Raw genomic sequence first — 16680 nt, forward strand, 5'->3', positions numbered from 1 at the left:
GTTCCTGGTCGGGATCGTCTGCCGGAACGAGCTGCGGGCCGCGGCGACGGTGGACGAGCTGGTGCGGGACGTCCCCGGCGCGCGGGTCGAGACCTTCCTCGGGGACCTGTCGGTGCGGATGGACGTGGAGCGGGTCGCGGCGTCGCTGGAGGAGCGGTTCGACCGGCTGGACGTGCTGGTCGACAACGCCGGCGTCCACCTGCTGCGGGCCAAGGTCAGCGCGGACGGGCACGACCGCATGATCGCGACGAACCATCTGGGGCCGTTCCTGCTGACGAACCGGCTGCTGGGGCTGCTGGAGAAGGGCGCGCCGTCGCGCGTGGTGGTCGTGGCGTCGGAGGCGCACCGGCAGGCCGACCGGTTCGAGGTGGAGCGGCTGGCGGAGCCGGGGTCGTACGGGCCGGCGGGGTCGGTGCGGGTGTACGGGCGGTCGAAGCTGCTGAACATCCTGTTCGCGCAGGAGCTGGCGCGGCGGATGGAGGGCAGCGGCGTCGCCGTGAACGCCGTCTGCCCCGGGGTCGTGGCGACCGGGCTGCTCCGGGAGGTGCCCGGAACCGGGCGGGCCGGGGCGCTGCTGTCGCGCACCCCGTTCATGCGGACGCCCGCCCAGGGGGCGCGGATGGCGCTGAAGGTGGCGCTGGACGAGGAGTTCGCGGCGCGCAGCGGCGGTTTCCACAGTTCGACGCCCGGCGCCGGGCTGCTGCCGACGGTGGGGGCGCTGAAGGACCGGGAGCTGCAGCGGGCGGTATGGGACTGTTCTGCCCGGCTTGTGGGGCTCCCCTCCCTATAGGGTCTGGGTGCGTGAGCCAACCGCACCCTTCACCGCACGCACCGGCGCCGCCCCCGGCGAAGCCGTCCGCGATCAAGGATCTGTTCGGCGGCGCCGGCTACCTGCTGCGCGGCCTCGGCTGGACCGCCCGGCACCCGGCGCAGTGGCTGTTCGGGCTGATCCCGGCGCTCATCGTGCTGGCCGCCTACATGGCCGCGCTGGTCTTCCTCGCGGTCAAGATCGACGACCTGGCCGGCTGGGTGACGGGGTTCGCCGACGGCTGGGCGGACGCCGCCCGCACGTCCGCCCGGATCATCGCGGGCGTCGCGATCTACGGCGCCGCGCTGTTCCTGGCGATGATCACGTTCACCGCGGTGACGCTGCTGGTCGGCGACCCCTTCTACGAGGCCATCGCGGTCCGGGTGGAGGAGTCGCAGGGCGGCGCGCCGCCGGAGCCGGACGTCCCGCTGCTCACCCAGATCGGACGGGCGGTCACGGACACGCTGATCATCGGGGCGATCGCGCTGGCGTTCGCGGTCGTGTTCTTCGCGTGCGGGTTCCTGCCGGTGGTGGGGCAGACCGTCGTGCCGGTGGTCGCGGCGCTGGTGTCCGGGTACTTCCTCGCCGGGGAGTTGACGTCCGTGGCGCTGGAGCGGCGCGGGATCCTGCGCAAGGAGCGGTTCGTCCGGATGCGGGCCGACCGGCCGCTCGTGGTCGGGTTCGGCGCGGCGACTTTTGTGGTGTTCCTCATCCCGCTGGGCGCGGTGCTCGCGATGCCGGGCGCGGTGGCCGGGGCCACGCTGATGGCCCGTGAGCGGCTGGCCGATGACCAACTGGTCACGGCGGGTGACGCGGGCATGGCGGAGCATCACTGAGCCGATGGGAAGATGTGTCCGGAGCGTGATGGGCGCCCGGAATCCGACTGCTGATCTTCGCGTAACGTGTGCCGCATGTCCGATCAGGGGGAGCGCGGTGTGCGCTGGACCGACATGAGCGAGAACGAGCCGCGGGACGGATTCCCGCAGGGTCCCGGCGCCGAGGAGGCGGCCGGTTCGCGAACGGCCCTCCCCGAGCCCGAGGAGTTCGCGCCCGCCGGTCCCGCCGGCTTCGGCGAGGCCGCGGCGTCGCACGACGTGTGGGGCCGGGTCGAGGAGACCCCGGCGGCCGAGGAGGCTCCGGCGAAGGAGTCCGCCGACCGCGACGCCGACGACGTCAAGGTCGCGCCGGTGGCGGAGTCCGCGGAGCCCGCCGCGGGCCCGGCCGCGGAGGACGCGCCCCAGTGGGAGGGGTCGCTCTTCGACGAGGGGTCGGGCGACTCCGACTCGGGCCCCTCCAACTACGTTCCGGCCGTCCCCACGGGGAGCGGCCAGCCCGCCAAGCCGGGCAAGCCGAGCAGCGGCAACTGGCAGATGCCGGACTGGATGGCCGACGAGGACTCGGCCGACGCCAAGCTCGGCGGCTCCCCGAAGCCGTCCCGCGACGCCCTGGAGGACGGCGGCGGCCGGTCCCGGCTGGTGCTGTTCGGCGGGGTCGGGCTGCTGGTGGTCGCGCTCATCGCGGCCGGCGCCGTGTACTTCGTGAAGAGCGGCGACGACTCCGACGCCCCGGCCGGGAACGTCGACCAGCGGGCCGCGGCGGAGCAGTCCCAGGGGACGCAGGTGGAGCTCCCGCCGGACAAGCCGCTCGTCACGTTCAAGGGCCGCGCGACCCGGATGCTCGGACGGGTGAACGACACCCATTCGGGGCTGTCGTACCCGCGCTTCGCCGCTCCCTGGCAGGTGCCCACGAAGAAGAACAAGCTGGGCACGCCGGGATGGTCCGGGCAGCAGATCATGGTGACGGAGCGGCGCGCCCAGCAGCTCTGGTACGGGCAGCTGCTCACCGGCACGCTGACCCCGAGCCTGCTGACCGCCTACCAGGGCCCGGAGAGCGTGAAGAACGTCGCGGCCCTGGTCGCGCAGGGGCACGAGGCCCAGTACTACGCGTTCCCGCACAAGACGGCGCCGCTGGCGTCGCAGGAGCTGACGGTGGGCGGCCACAAGGGCTGGCTGATCGCCTCCTACCTCACCTACCAGCGGGACGGGGTGAAGGCGACCGGCGAGGTCGTCGCGACCGCGGTGATCGACACCGGCCGGGAGTCCCCGGCGGTGGTGTTCGCCTCGCTGCCGAACACCCACAAGAAGAAGTGGCCCGACCTGAACGCGTTCCTCACCCACCTGAAGCTCGCGCGCTGACGGACGGTTCGCCGCTGACAACCCGAATGGCGTTCTAATAGGCTGTGGCCACGTTCCGAGAAGGGGTGTGGCCATGGCGATCGGGTTGACCGAGGAGCACGAGGCGCTGGCGGCGTCGGTGCGCGGGTTCGCGGAGCGGAGCATCGCCCCGGCGGCGGCGCGGGAGGCCGACGCCGGGTTCTGGCCGGCGCTCGCCGCCCAGGGGCTCCCCGGCCTGCACCTTCCGGAGGCGGTCGGCGGGCAGGGCTTCGGGATCCTGGAGCAGGCCGTCGCGCTGGAGGAGCTGGGCCGGGTGCTGGCGCCGGGCCCGTACACGCCGACCGTGCTGGCATCGGCGATCCTGCACGCGGCCGGCGCCGATGTGTCCGGTCTGGCGGACGGCTCCCGGACGGCGGCCGTGGCGCTGTCCGGCAGCCTGGACGTGGACGGTTCGACTGTCTCCGGCACAGTGCAGCCCGTGCTGGGCGCACCGCTGGCCGACCTGTTCGTGCTTCCGGCCGGTGACCGCTGGGTCGTCCTGGGCAAGGAGGACGTCACCGTAGGGGCGCTGGAGTCGCTCGACATCACGCGTCCCGTGGGATCAGTCGCCGTCGACGGCGTGACCGTCGATGCCTTCCTGGACGGGGTTGACGCGCAGGCCCTCGCCACCGTCCTGCTGGGGGCGGAGGCATGCGGTGTCGCAGGGCGCGCATTGAACGACGCCGTCGCCTACGCCAAGCTCCGCGAGCAGTTCGGCCGTCCGATCGGGCAGTTCCAGGGCGTCAAGCACCTGTGCGCCCGGATGCTCATCGCCGTGGAGCGCGCAAGGGCCGCCGTATGGGACGCGGCGCGCGCGCTGAGCGAGCCCGAAGAACAGCGTGCGTACGCGGTCGGAGTCGCCGCGGTGCTGGCGGCGGACGCCGCCGTCACCTGCGCCGAAGGCAACATCCAGATCCACGGTGGGATCGGCTACACCTACGAGCACGACGCCCACCTCGTCTACCGGCGGGCCCTGACGCTCCGCGCGCTGCTGGGGCGGGCCAGTGCGCACCGCGCCGAGGTCGCCGCGCTGGCGGTGCGGGGCGTCCGGCGGCCGATGAGCATCGAGCTGGACGAGGACGCCGAACCGGTCCGCGAGGAGATCCGCGCCCGCGTCGCCGAGCTGGCCGCGATGGAGCCGCTCGAACAGCGGGCGGCGATGGCGGCCGGCGGCTGGGTGACGCCGCACCTGCCGGAGCCGTGGGGGCGCGGCGCCGGGCCGCTGGAGCAGATCGTCATCCAGCAGGAGCTGAAGGCGGCGAAGGTGCGCCCGGTGCCGCTGATGATCGCGGCGTGGGTCGTCCCGTCGCTGGTCCAGTACGGGACGCCGGAGCAGCGGGAGCGGTTCCTGCCGCCGACCTTGCGCGGCGAGATCATCTGGTGCCAGCTGTTCTCCGAGCCGGGCGCGGGCTCCGACCTCGCCGGGCTGCGCACCCGCGCCGAGCGCGCCGAGGGCGGCTGGACGATCACCGGCCAGAAGATCTGGACGTCCCTCGCCCGCGACGCGCAGTGGGGCATCTGCATCGCCCGGACCGATCCCGACCGGCCCAAGCACGACGGCATCACCTACTTCCTGGTCGACATGAAGTCGCCCGGCATCGAGATCCGGCCGCTGCGCGAGTGCACCGGCGACGCCGTGTTCAACGAGGTGTTCCTGGACGGCGTGTTCGTCCCCGACGACCTCGTCGTGGGTCCGGTCAACGCCGGCTGGCGCGTCGCCCGCACCACCCTCGCGAACGAGCGCGTCGGCCTGACCAGCAGCTTCCAGCTCGGCGGCGACCTGCCGAATCTGCTCGACCTCACCGCCGGACTCGGCCTGGACGAGGACCCGGTCGTCCGCGACGGCCTCGGGCGGCTCGCGTGCGACGAGCACTCGTTCAACCTGCTCGGCCTCCGCGCCACGCTGAAGCAGCTTTCGGGCACGGACCCGGGCGCGACGGCGAACGTCCGGAAACTGGTGGCGATGGAGCACGGCCAGCAGGTCACCGAGTTCGGCTTCACTCTCCTCGGAGAGGAGGGCGCGCTCACCGGCGGCTGGAAGGACGATCTGCGCGCGCGCTGGACCCGTTACCTGCTCGCGTCCCGCGCGATGACGATCGGCGGCGGCACGACCGAGGTCAACCTCAACGTGATCGGCGAGCGCATCCTCGGCCTGCCCCGGGACCCCGAGCCGGTGAGGTAGCGTCCAGGCCCACATGGGAGAACGGACACGTTGAAGGCACGGACGCGGCATCTGGTGGCCGCACTGACCGGGCTGGGGCTCGGGCTTGCGGCACTGGGGCCGGGGCTCGCGCCCGGGTTCGTGCTGTCGTACGACATGGTGTTCGTGCCCGATCCCGCCTTCACGCACCTGACGTTCGGGCTGACGGGGATCGTGCCCCGGCACGTCCCGAGCGATGCCTTCGTCACCGCACTCGCCACTGTCGTTCCGGCGGACGTCGTGCAGAAGCTCGTGCTGCTGGCGGTCTTCGTCATGGCGTGCACGTCGGCGGCGTCGCTGGTGCCGTCCCGCCGTCTGCTGCCCCGGCTCGCCGCAGGGGTCTGCTACGCGTGGAACCCGTTCGTCGCCGAGCGGCTGCTGCTCGGCCAGTGGGCGCTGCTGCTCGGCTACGCGGCGCTGCCGTGGGTGGTGGGTGCCGCCGTCCGCACGGACGAGCGGGGCGGTACGCGCCGCCTGGTCCGGACGATGCTGCCCGCCGCCATCGGCGGGTTCGCCGCACTGACCGTCACCGCTATCACCGCCCTTGCGGTTGCTGTGGTGAGTGGTCGCGGCCCCGCGCGCGCTGGTCTCAGGGTCATCGCGTCGGCGGCGGTGCTGAGCCTGCCGTGGCTGGTCCCAGGGCTGCTGAGGCCGGCGGGCCTACCGGGCGACGGTGCAGCCGTCGACCTGTTCGCGGCCAGGGCGGAGACGCCTTTCGGGACGCTCGGAAGCCTGCTCCTGCTCGGCGGTGTGTGGAACGGCGAGACGGTGCCGAGCGGTTACGGCGCGCCAGTGACGGCGACGCTCTGGCTGGTCGTGGTGGTCGGAGCGCTCGCCGCGTATGCCGCGTGGGGGAGAGAGGCGGCGTGGTGGCGGGGAGCGGCGGTCGCGGCGGCGGCCGGGTTCGCGATCGCGGCGCTGGGCGCGGTCGCCGCCCCCGTCCTCGAAGGGCTCATCGGCCTGTGGCCGGGGTTCGCCGTGCTGCGGGACGGGCAGCAGTACGCGGCGCCGCTCGCCGTCGTGGTCGCGGTCGGGCTCGGTGCGGCCGCCGACAAGGCGGCCGAGGCGAAGTGGCCGGGAGTGGCCGCCGCGGCGATGGCCGTGCCGGTGATCCTGCTGCCCACGCTGGCGTGGGGTGCGGCGGGCGACCTGCGAGCCGTCCGCTACCCGGACGACTGGGCGCGCGCGCGGCACATCATCGACAGCGACCCCGTGCAGGGCGACGTGCTGGTGCTGCCGTGGGCGTCGTACCGGAGCTACCCCTGGAACCACGGGCGTCGTGTGCTTGACCCACTGCCCCGCTACCTGCACCGACGCGTCATCGTGGACGACGCCGTCACCGTGGGCGGCACGACCGTCCCGCAGGAGGATCCGAGGGCGGTGCGGCTCGCGCCGGTCGCGAAGACCGGGGCCCCGCCGGCCGACACGCTCCGTGACATGGGCGTACGGTACGTCGTGGTCGACGCGGAGATCGGCTCCGTCCGCCCGTCCGGCGCGGCCGTCGAGGTGCTGCGCGGCGCTGACCTGGCCGTTTACCGGATCGACGGTGCCGCGGGCGGGGGCGGGACGGCGGTGCCGGTGCCGCCGGTGGCCGCAGCCTGGGGCATTGTCAGTCTGGTCGTTTTCTGGTCATTCCTGGCCCCAGGTACTACTCTGAGCTTTCCATTACTCGGCAGTATCAAGCCCCGCAGCCCCCATCACCGACGAAGGACCCCCTGATGCGCATCGCCATCGCCGCGTTGGTCGGCGTACTGCTGGCCGCCGGAGTGTCGTTCAGCACGGTCCAGCTCGTGAACGCCTCTCAGAAGGACCCGGTCATCGAGCCGCTGTACAACTACGGCTCCCGGTGACCTGTAGGCCCTGATGGGGACCTGGCGTGACGGCCCCGCCCTCCTGGAGATCGTCGTTCCCGCCTACAACGAGGCCGACCGGCTTCCGGCGGGGCTGGCGCTGCTGTGCGACAAGCTCGCCGACCTCCCGCTGCGGGCGGAGGTCATCGTCGTCGACAACGCCAGCACCGACGGCACGGCCGGGATCGTCCGGTCCTTCGAGGGCCCGGTGCCGGTGCGCCTGGTGCGGTGCGACGTCCGGGGCAAGGGTGCGGCGGTCCGGGCCGGGCTGCTGGAGACGCGGGCCCCGTACGTGGGGTTCATGGACGCCGATATGGCAACAGACCTCGCCGCGCTGGACGAAGCCATCGTCCTGCTGCGCGAGGGCCGCCCGGTCGTGGTCGGGTCAAGGCGCCACGGTCGGTCGGTCGTCCAAGGCTACGCGCTGCCGGTCAGGCGGCTCGGCGCCATCACGTTCAACCGGATCGTCCGCGATCTGGTGGGCGGCATCCAGGACACCCAGTGCGGGTTCAAGTTCTTCGACGGGCCGCTCGGCCGGACGGCGGCGAAGCAGCTGCGCACCACCGGGTTCTCGTTCGACGTGGAACTGCTGGCCCACTGCGTGCGGCGGGGGGCGTCCGTCACGGCCATCCCGGTCGTCTGGCGTGACCGTCCCGGCTCCACCTTCTCTGTATGGCGCCACTCGTTCCAATGCATGGTGGACCTGACGCTCATCCGCGCGCGCGCCGGTTTCCGCATGCCCGGCGTACCCGCGACGCCGATCATCCCGGTCGTGCCGGTCCGGACGATCCTCGCCGAGCCGAAGCTCCCGGAGCCGCGCCCGGGGAGCATCGCCATCCCCGAGCAGGCGCCCGCACCGAGCGCAAAGTCGGGATGAGTACGGATCTGCGGCTGGCGGTCGTCAACTGGCGGGATCCCTGGCATCCCGCCGCGGGCGGTGCCGAACGGTACGCCTGGGAACTGGCGCGCAGGTTCGCCGGTGAAGGCGCCCGTGTCCACTACGTGACGTGCAAGGCGCCCGGCCAGCGGCGCGGGGGACGGGTCGAGGGCGTGGAGTTCGTCCGCTTGGGTGGACGCTTCACCGTGTACCCGCTCGTCCTGCTCTGGATGCTGCTGCACCGCCGCCGCTTCGACGCGGTCATCGACTGCCAGAACGGCATCCCGTTCTTCACACCGTGGGTGCTGCCCCGCCGTGTACCGGTGTTCTGCGTCGTCCACCATGTGCACGACGCCCAGTTCGGCCTTTACTTCCCCAGATGGCTCGCTTGGCTCGGGCAAGTGCTGGAGGGGCCGGTGAGCCGCTGGACGTATCGGCGGCATGCGTTCGTCGTCGTCTCGCCGTCCACGCTGCGCGCCGTCCGGGAACGGCTGGGTTGGACGGGGCCCGCTCACGTCGTCCACAACGGGTCGTCTGTCGCCGAACCCGATGGTGATGTGGCCGAGGCCCCAGGCGACCCGGAGCTGGTGTGCGTGACGCGACTCGTCCCGCACAAGCGCCTCAACCTCCTGCTGGATCTCGCGGAGGGCCTCGTCGGAAGCCATCCTGGGCTCAAGCTGCACATCGTGGGAGACGGCCCTGAAGCGCCCGCGCTGAAAGCTGACATCCGCGCGCGCGGCCTGGACGGCGTCGTCATCGCGCACGGCTACGTCCCCGAGAACGTCAAGGCGGCCCTGGTCGCCCGCGCCGACCTGCACCTCAGCACGTCCCAGGGCGAAGGGTGGGGCCTCAGCGTGATCGAGGCCGCGGCGCTCGGCGTCCCGACCGTCGCCTTCGACGTGGACGGGCTCCGCGACGCCGTCCGCGACGGGACCACCGGATGGCTCGTCCGCGAGGGCGACGACCTGGCCGGAGTCGTCGAGCGCGCCCTCAAGGAGCTGGCCGATCCCACGCTCCGCGAGCGGACGGCCACGGAATGTCAGAGGCGCGCGGCAGAGTTCGACTGGGCGCGCACCGCCGGCCGGATGCGCGACCTCGTGACCGCCGCCGTGCGCGACGGCGCCCCCGCCCGGCGGGCAGGCGGCCGCCGGTACGGTGGCGGACACTCAGGCTGACATCCCGGGAGAACCGGGCACCCGGGGCGACTCCCGGAGGACAGGCAGAAGAGAGGCAGAGGGCGAGCATGGCCGTGGGAGAGGCGAATCCGCCCCGCGCCGGCGCGTCCCGCGGGCCCGGCCCCGGCGGGCCGGGCGGGCCGTCCGGCCCGGACGCCGCCGCGCGGCTGCGGGAGCGGCTGCGCGTGGTCGCGTGCTGCCTGGCGCTGACCGCGCTCGCCTTCGCCACCCGGCCCGGCGCCATCCTCGCCGACACCAAGATCGACATGGCGGTGAACCCGCTCGGGTTCCTCGGCCGCGCCGTCCACCTGTGGGACCCGGAGCAGTTCGGCCAGCTGCAGAACCAGGCCGTCGGCTACCTGTTCCCGATGGGCCCGTTCTTCGCGCTCGGCGACGTGATCGGGATGCCCGCCTGGATCAGCCAGCGGTTCTGGCTGTCCCTGCTGATGTGCCTGGCCTTCGTCGGCATGTGGCGGCTGGCCGGGCGGCTCGGCATCGGCGGGTCCGGGCCGGACGGCGACGGCCGGGGCACCCGGCTGTTCGCCGCGATGGCGTACGCGCTCGCCCCGAACGGGCTGGCCACGCTCGGCCAGATCTCCTCGGAGTACCTGCCGGTCGCGATGCTGCCGTGGATCGTCCTGCCGCTGGCCGCCGCCGCGTCCGGGGAGACCGGGCGGCTGAAGGCCGCGGCCCGGTCCGGGCTCGCGATCGCCTGCTGCGGCGGCATCAACGCGACCGCCACAGTCGCCGTGCTCCTCGTCCCGTTCCTCTACATCCTGACGCGGCCGCGCGGGTCGTTCCGCGTCCGGATGCTCGCCTGGTGGTCGGCGGCCACCGCCGCCGCGACCGCGTGGTGGCTGGTCCCGCTGCTGCTGACCGGCACGTACGGGTTCTCCTGGCTGACCTACACCGAGAAGGCGGCGACGACGACCGGCCCGACCGGCCTCGTCAACGTGCTGCGCGGCGCCGAGCGCTGGGTCAACTACCTGATCGTGGACGGGCAGGTCTGGTGGCCGGTCGGGCACGGCCTCTCGCTCAGCCCCGTCCCGATCATCTGCACGGGCGTCGTCGCCGCGCTCGGGCTCGCCGGGCTGCTCGCCCGGCTCCTCCCCGAGCGGACCTTCTTGCTGGTCACGCTGCTGGCCGGGGTGGCGATCGTTTCGCTCGGCCACCTCAGCGACATCCCGGGCCCGTTCGCGGCGCAGCTCCGCGACCTGCTGGACGGCCCGCTCGCGCCGATGCGCAACCTGCACAAGTTCGACGCGGTCGTCCGGCTGCCGCTCGCGCTCGGCCTCGCCCACCTGCTCACCGCCGCCGGCCGGCACGCCCGAAACGCCCGCGACGCCCGCAACGCCCGCGCCGCGCGGCAGCCCGACGGCCTGCGCAGCCTGAGCGGCGGGTCCGGCCCCGCGTTCGGCCCGGCCGCGCGGTCGCTGCTCAGCCTGCCGGTCGCCGCCGCCGTCGCGCTCGGCGGCATCGGCCTCACCGCCGTCTCGCACGGCCTGTCCGGCCCCGGCGAGTTCAAGGACGTCCCGAAGTACTGGCGGGACGCGGCGTCCTGGATCAACGCGCGGGCCGGGCAGCAGGGCGTGCTCGCCGTGCCCGGCGCGCCGTTCGGCGAGTACCTGTGGGGCCGCCCGATGGACGACATCGTCCAGCCGCTGCTGACGGCGCGGTGGGGCGTCCGCCAGCTCGTCCCGGCCGGGTCGCCCGGCTACACGCGGGCGCTGGACGCCATCGACCAGCAGGTCCGCTCCGGGCAGGGCTCGCCGGGCCTGAGCGACTTCCTCGGCCGGATGGGCGTCCGGTACGTCCTGGTCCGCAATGACCTGCGGCGGGAGGCGCTGCGCGGCGCCTGGCCCGCCCGCCTCCACCAGGCGCTGGACGACTCGCCCGGCCTGCGCAGGGTCGCCGCGTTCGGCGCGGCCGTCGGCGGCGGCAACGACGACGCGGTGTCGGCCGTCGACCAGCGGTACCCGCCGCTGGAGGTCTACGAGGTCGAGGGCGCCGCCGACGTCGCGGGCCTGACCGCCGCGGCCGACCCCGTCCGCGTCTACGGCGGGCCCGAGTCGCTGCTCGCCATGGCCGACGACAAGGCCCTCCCGGACGCGCCCGTCCTGCTGGACGACGACGCCGCCGACCTGGGCGGCACCCCGGTCGTGACCGACTCGCCCCGGCTGATCCGGCGCAACTTCGGCGAACTGCACCAGACGTCCCCGACGATGTCCGCCGCGCACCGGCGCGACGCCGCCGACGTCCTCGACAAGGGCTGGGCGCGGTACGCCACCCATGTCACCTACGGCGGCGGGGTCCGCGACATCACGGCGTCCACCTCGGCGGGCGGCGACGACGCGATCCCGCAGGCCCGCAAGCCCGAGGCGGTCCCGTACGCCGCCTTCGACGGGAACCCGCTCTCCGCGTGGGAGACCGCCGGCTACGACGGGCCTGTCGGGCAGTGGCTCCGCGCCGACTTCGACCGGGCCCGCGACGTGCGGAACATGACCGCCGCGTTCTTGCAGGACACTGCGCTCGGGCCGCCGGTCTCGCGCGTCGCCGTCGAGACCGAGAACGGCACGGTGGAGCAGGCCGTTCGGCAGAGCACCGGCCCGCAGGCGCTCCGCGTGCCGGCGGGCCCGACCCGCTGGCTGCGGCTGCGGATCACGGCTCTCGCCTCGAAGCCGGCCGTCCCCGCGTTCGCTCGCGCGGCGGTGTCCGAGGTGGCGATCGGCGGCGTGACCCCGACCCGCACCTACACGCTGCCAGCGCCCGCCGGGGTCGACGGCCCGGCCACCTACGTGATGAGCCGCGCGCCGGGCACGACGAGCGAGTGCATGAAGGGCAGCGCCCGCTGGGTGTGCGCGCCGTTCCTCGGCTCCGGCGACGAGGAGGGCGACGGCTTCGACCGGACGTTCACCTCGGCGGTGGCGGGCAGGGCGCCCGTCACGGGCACGGCGGTCCTCACCGACCAGCGGCTCATCGACCGGTACACGACCGTGCACGGGCAGCCGTCCGTCGCCGCGACCTCCACGCTGTCCGGCCACCCGGCCGACCAGGCCCGGTCCGGCTTCGACGGCGACCCGGCGACGTCCTGGATCGCGGGCGAGAGCGACGACCAGCCCGTCTACAGCGTCCGGTGGAAGGGCCGCAAGCGGGTGTCCACGGTGACGGTCATCCGCCCGCCCGGCGCGGCGGGCCCGGTCCGGCTGCGGGTCGAGGGCGCGAACGGCCAGTCCCGCGAGGGCCTGTCGGACGCCGCGGGCAGGCTGTCGTTCGCGCCGATGGCCACCGACCGGCTGAAGATCACCTTCTTCCGGGACGGCCGCCCCCAGCCGATCCAGCTCGCCGAGCTGAAGATCCCCGGCGTGAAGCCGTTCCCCGACGTGCGCTCCTACCCGCTGGAACTGCCGTGCGGCTTCGGGCCGAAGCTGCGGATCGGCGCACCCGGCGCGCAGACCGGCACCTCCGGCAGCGGCACGTCCGGCAGCGGGGCCGGCCGTGGCCGGGGCGCCGCCGGGCAGCGGCAGAGCGGGGCCGTCCAGACGAAGGCGACCGGGACGCTCGGCGACCTGCTCGCCGGCCGGCCGCTCCAGTTCAGCGCCTGCAAGCAGGCCGTCCTCGCCGAGGGCCGCAACCAGCTGGCGGCGGTCCCGCTCGACAACTACCGCATCGACACCGTCACGGTCGGGGCCAAGCCGCGGCCCGCCGCCGCCGAGCCGCCGCAGCAGGTCAAGGTCCTCAGCTGGGGCTCCAGCTCCCGCGAGCTGAGCGTGGACGCCCCCGCCGCGTCGTTCCTCACCGTGAACGAGAACTTCAACACCGGCTGGCGCGCGACCGCCGGCGGCACCGAGCTGCGCGCCGTCCGGCTGGACGGCTGGAAGCAGGGCTGGCTCGTCCCCGCCGGAACGAGCGGGGTGATCAAGCTGGCCTACACCCCCGACCGGGCGCAGCGGATCGCCGTCGTCACCGGCCTCAACCTGCTCCTCGTCCTGCTGATCGCCGCGGTCTGGCCGGGCGGCTCCACCCGCCGGCGGCGGCCCGACCCGCGCGCCATGGTCGCCGGGACGGGCTGGCCCGCGTGGGCCGCGATCGGGCTCGCCGCCGCGCTCGGCGGCTCGATCGCCGGGGCGCCCGGCGTCGCCGTCACGCTCGGCGTCGCGGCCCTGTGCGGCTGGGCCCGCACCCGCCGCTCCGCCGTCCTGCGCGCGCTCGCCTCCCCGTGGGCGATCGCGATCGCCATGCTCGCCGGCACCGGCTGCCTCGCCGCCGCGCGGTGGCTGGACGTGCCCGGCAACCCCGCCGCCCCGTCCGGGGCGCTCGGCGACATCGCGCCGCAGCTGCTCGGGCTCGCCGTCGTCGGACGCGTCGCGGCCGAGCTGTGGCGGCCGAAGCCGCCCGGCGGCGACCCCGGCGCCGGCCGGATCTCGCTCAGCTGGACGGCACCGGGGCAGGGGCCGGGCGGGCCCGGTCCCGGCGCCGGACCAGCCGCTGCACCGGCCACTCCACCAGGTAGTAGCTCAGGGTCCCCGCTGCGATGGTCGCCGCCGCCATCAGCGGCAGATCCGTCGCCACGTCCCCCCGGAAGGTCCGATCCGCCGCGTCGTACCAGGAGACGATGATCAGCAGCTGCCACAGGAACAGGCCGTAGGAGATCCGGCCGAGGAACCGCATCACCGGGTTGCCGAGGACCGCGTCGAGCACGGGCTGCCCCGGCGGCGCCAGCACGACCGGCGCCACGAACGCCGCCGCGCACAGCCCGAACACGACCAGATGCAGGACGGACGTCCAGAACGCGTCGGCTTCCTGCAGGCTGAGCGGGCCCGCCGCGGGCGTCGCCGCGACCACGTACAGCATCGCCGCCGCCGTCCAGCACGCCGCCCACGAGTCCGACACGGCCCGGCACAGGGCCGCGACCGGGCGCCGCTCGTCCAGCCGCGCCCAGACCGTCACCACCGCGAGCGCCATCCCGATCGCGAACCAGGCGAAGTACCGCGGCAGGAACAGCCCCATCTGCGTGTGCCGCTCCGGGACGAACATCGCGGCCGACCACGGCAGCGACAGCGCCGCGTACACGCCGATGCCGATGAGCAGCCGCTTGGCGCGCACACCGACGTCGTGGGTCCGCGTCCGGCGCGCGTACCAGGCGAGGACGGCCGCGGTGACCGGCAGCGTCACGTACCAGGCGACCTCGACGACGAGGCTCCAGCACTGCCCGAGATGCGACGGCCCGAGGTCGGTGGGCCACCACGCGTTCGGCAGGTACGTCTGCGTGAGCGTCATCAGCGACGCCCAGGTGACCGGGTCGCCGATGTGGTCCCGCCCCGCCGTGACCATGTAGACCACGACCACGGCCCAGTAGGCCGGCATGATGCGGAACACGCGCCGGCGCAGATAAGTCACCGTGCGCGGAGCGGATCGCCCGTCCAGGGCCGCCGCCGCCCACGGCCGGTACAGCAGCAGCCCCGACAGCGCGAAGAAGATCGGCACCCCGATCTGACCGCCGTTGAACAGCCACCTCGGCCCGTCCGGGTTGGTGATGGACCCCGCCGAACTCGCGACATGGAAGACCAGGACGGCGAGCGCCGCGACCGCGCGCAGGCCGTCGACCGTGTTCTGGTGGCCGGAGATCGGCGGCGGCGCGGCAGGTCTCACGACTCCTTCTTCCTCAGCACGAGGACGAGGTTCCACGTCGCGACCTCCCGCAGCCCCGGGACGCGCACCACGGCCTCGGCCCAGCGCGGATGATAGCGCGGCAGGGCGTCCAGGACCCGCACGTCGTCCCGTCCCCGGGCCCAGGCCAGCGCCGCCGACACCGACACGGGATGCAGGTTGTGCCCGTACCGGTTCTTGGGCGGACGCCCCGTCCGGCGCTCGTACCAGCGGGCGGCCCGGTCGCCGCCGAGGTAGTGCCACGGCGAGGTCTCGTGCCCGCCCCATGGGGACAGCCAGTTGGTGAACGACAGGAACACCGTCCCGCCCGGCCGCGTCACACGGACCATCTCGTCGGCCATGCGCCACGGGTCGGGCACGTGCTCCAGGATGTTGGACGAGAAGCACACGTCGGCGGCGTCCGTCCTGAACGGCAGGGCCAGCGCACTCGCGACGAGTTGGTTCGGCCCGGCGGACCCATGCGCGACCAGCTCACCGAGGTCGTGGTCGATCCCGGCGCAGCGTGCACCCGCCGCGTCCAGCGCGCGCGCAAAGAACCCGAAGCCCGTCCCAACATCGATGACGGTCGCGCCCTGCAGTTCGGTGTACGACCCGAGCAGGGAGACGGTGTCGCGCGCCATGAGGTCGTAGAAGTGCTCCGGCTCCCGCCGCTCGCGCCGGAACGCGCTCAGCAGCCGCACCGACCGCGCCAGCGTCGCACAGTGCCGGGGAACGAGCCCGTTCTGCGCCGCCGGGCGCCCATGCGCCGAGGTCAAGGCCCACCTCACCGGGTCAGGACGTCCGAAGGTAACGCGGAGCCTACCGGTCAGTACACTCACACCGGACCGCCCCACCCGCGGACCGGACGTATCGGGCTCCGGGTTTCGGCGGTCCTGTAGTGTGATCCGGGCATGCCGGACCCGGCCTCTCGGCCGTTGACGATGACGCGGCCGTTGGCGATGACGACGGCACCCCTCGGAGGTGTTCATGCGGCGACCGGTCGGCCTGGTCCTGATCGGCCTCGGTGCCTTCTTCCTCGCGCTCGCGCCGCTGATCCGCTTCTACATCGCCGACCAGGTGGTCGTCGCGCCGCTGAACCGCTACCAGGTGACGTCCCTGGAGTCGAAGGACGCGACGTACTTCGACCAGGCGGACCTCAAGGTCAAGACCGGCGTCACCCTCCTGGCGAAGAACACCGTCCGCGGCGACGTCCGCGCCAACGAGGGCAACGACGACATCGCGGTCTGGGACTCCACGACCAACATCTACGACCAGGCCAAGCCGGACAAGCCCGTCCAGATCCAGGGCTTCCGCATCGCCTTCGACCGCCGGACGGGCGTCCTGGTCAACTGCTGCGGCGTCAACGTCGACGGCGACAACGCCGTCCGCATGTCGGGCTACGGCCTGCTGTTCCCGATCGCGAACGTGCAGAAGCGCGACTACCCGTTCTTCGACATGACCACCAAGCAGTCGGCGCCGATGCAGTTCAACGCCGTCGAGAAGGTCCACGGGCTCACCACGTACCGGTTCACCCAGACCATCCCCCTGACGAAGACGGCCGCGCTCGACACCAAGCTGCCCGCCAAGATGCTGGGCATGCCCGAGGACGCGGGCAACCAGAAGGTGGACCGCTACACCGAGGCGTACAACACCGTCTGGGTCGACCCTCGCACCGGCATCCCGGTGAAGCACCGCAAGAACATCCGCAGCACCGTCCAGACGGCGGACGGCAAGGGCAAGATGATCGTCGCCCAGGCCGACCTCATCAGCACCGACAAGGACCAGAAGGCCATGGTCGACATGGCCGACAGCACCGCGCTGCAGATCGACCTGGTGCGCAGCTACCTCCCGGCCGCCGCCGTCTTCTTCGGCCTGATCCTGCTGTTCACCGGCGGCTACATGGGCCTGGCC

11 protein-coding genes and 1 pseudogene are annotated in these 16680 nt (G+C 73.5%); 10 read left to right on the top strand and 2 right to left on the bottom strand.

The genetic code is table 11. From position 1 onward, the window contains the following. The 9 genes and pseudogenes from ETD96_RS24420 to ETD96_RS46860 all read left to right on the top strand — a co-directional run. Positions 1 to 790, top strand: a 790-nt coding sequence (locus ETD96_RS24420) for an SDR family NAD(P)-dependent oxidoreductase (RefSeq protein WP_138638811.1), incomplete at its 5' end; no start/stop codon positions are given. An 11-nt stretch (positions 791 to 801) separates the two neighbouring features. Beyond that, a complete protein-coding gene (locus ETD96_RS24425; protein WP_240808121.1) occupies positions 802 to 1644 on the top strand; it encodes an EI24 domain-containing protein in 843 nt (280 codons plus the stop codon). Between the two features lie 75 nt (positions 1645 to 1719). Beyond that, positions 1720 to 3003 carry a flagellar basal body-associated FliL family protein gene (locus ETD96_RS24430; RefSeq protein ID WP_138638813.1) on the top strand — a complete coding sequence of 428 codons (1284 nt, stop codon included), beginning with the start codon at positions 1720 to 1722 and terminating at the stop codon, positions 3001 to 3003. Positions 3004 to 3076: 73 nt separating this feature from the next. Further along, positions 3077 to 5203, top strand: coding sequence for an acyl-CoA dehydrogenase family protein (locus ETD96_RS24435; protein ID WP_138638814.1), 2127 nt, complete (start codon positions 3077 to 3079; stop codon positions 5201 to 5203). Between the two features lie 54 nt (positions 5204 to 5257). Beyond that, positions 5258 to 6940 carry an MmpA family trehalose lipid delivery protein gene (locus ETD96_RS24440; protein ID WP_240808123.1) on the top strand — a complete coding sequence of 561 codons (1683 nt, stop codon included), beginning with the start codon at positions 5258 to 5260 and terminating at the stop codon, positions 6938 to 6940. Further along, positions 6940 to 7071 carry a hypothetical protein gene (locus ETD96_RS47665; protein WP_274704639.1) on the top strand — a complete coding sequence of 44 codons (132 nt, stop codon included), beginning with the start codon at positions 6940 to 6942 and terminating at the stop codon, positions 7069 to 7071. Before ETD96_RS24440 ends, ETD96_RS47665 begins: the two co-directional genes overlap by 1 nt. Before the next feature lie 13 nt (positions 7072 to 7084). Beyond that, positions 7085 to 7948: a glycosyltransferase gene (locus tag ETD96_RS24445; protein ID WP_138638815.1), complete on the top strand. Its 864-nt coding sequence runs from the start codon at positions 7085 to 7087 to the stop codon at positions 7946 to 7948. Next, positions 7945 to 9123, top strand: coding sequence for a glycosyltransferase family 4 protein (locus ETD96_RS24450; RefSeq protein ID WP_138638816.1), 1179 nt, complete (start codon positions 7945 to 7947; stop codon positions 9121 to 9123). Before ETD96_RS24445 ends, ETD96_RS24450 begins: the two co-directional genes overlap by 4 nt. 68 nt (positions 9124 to 9191) lie before the next feature. After that, a pseudogene (locus ETD96_RS46860) lies at positions 9192 to 12419 on the top strand (alpha-(1->3)-arabinofuranosyltransferase domain-containing protein); the annotation flags it as partial. Positions 12420 to 13548: 1129 nt separating this feature from the next. Here the strand turns inward: ETD96_RS46860 and ETD96_RS46865 are convergent. Both ETD96_RS46865 and ETD96_RS24465 read right to left on the bottom strand, forming a co-directional pair. Beyond that, entirely contained in the window at positions 13549 to 14772 is a 1224-nt protein-coding gene (locus tag ETD96_RS46865; protein ID WP_240808125.1) for an acyltransferase family protein, read from the bottom strand. After that, a complete protein-coding gene (locus tag ETD96_RS24465) occupies positions 14769 to 15545 on the bottom strand; it encodes a class I SAM-dependent methyltransferase (protein WP_240808127.1) in 777 nt (258 codons plus the stop codon). The genes ETD96_RS46865 and ETD96_RS24465 overlap by 4 nt, the downstream gene beginning before the upstream one ends. A 211-nt stretch (positions 15546 to 15756) precedes the next feature. Here ETD96_RS24465 and pgfA point away from each other — a divergent pair. After that, the coding region (gene pgfA / locus ETD96_RS24470; RefSeq protein WP_138638820.1) for a cell envelope lipid trafficking protein PgfA at positions 15757 to 16680 on the top strand (924 nt) is incomplete at its 3' end.

Origin of the sequence: Actinomadura geliboluensis, assembly GCF_005889745.1 — a bacterium.
Classification (GTDB): domain Bacteria; phylum Actinomycetota; class Actinomycetes; order Streptosporangiales; family Streptosporangiaceae; genus Spirillospora; species Spirillospora geliboluensis.

What these genes read in the sequence shown, in the direction of transcription:
- ETD96_RS24435 (WP_138638814.1), top strand. Translation starts at nt 3,077, where the DNA reads ATGGCGATCGGGTTGACCGAGGAGCACGAGGCGCTGGCGGCGTCGGTG.
- ETD96_RS24430 (WP_138638813.1), top strand. Translation starts at nt 1,720, where the DNA reads ATGTCCGATCAGGGGGAGCGCGGTGTGCGCTGGACCGACATGAGCGAG.
- ETD96_RS47665 (WP_274704639.1), top strand. Translation starts at nt 6,940, where the DNA reads ATGCGCATCGCCATCGCCGCGTTGGTCGGCGTACTGCTGGCCGCCGGA.
- ETD96_RS24445 (WP_138638815.1), top strand. Translation starts at nt 7,085, where the DNA reads ATGGGGACCTGGCGTGACGGCCCCGCCCTCCTGGAGATCGTCGTTCCC.
- ETD96_RS24450 (WP_138638816.1), top strand. Translation starts at nt 7,945, where the DNA reads ATGAGTACGGATCTGCGGCTGGCGGTCGTCAACTGGCGGGATCCCTGG.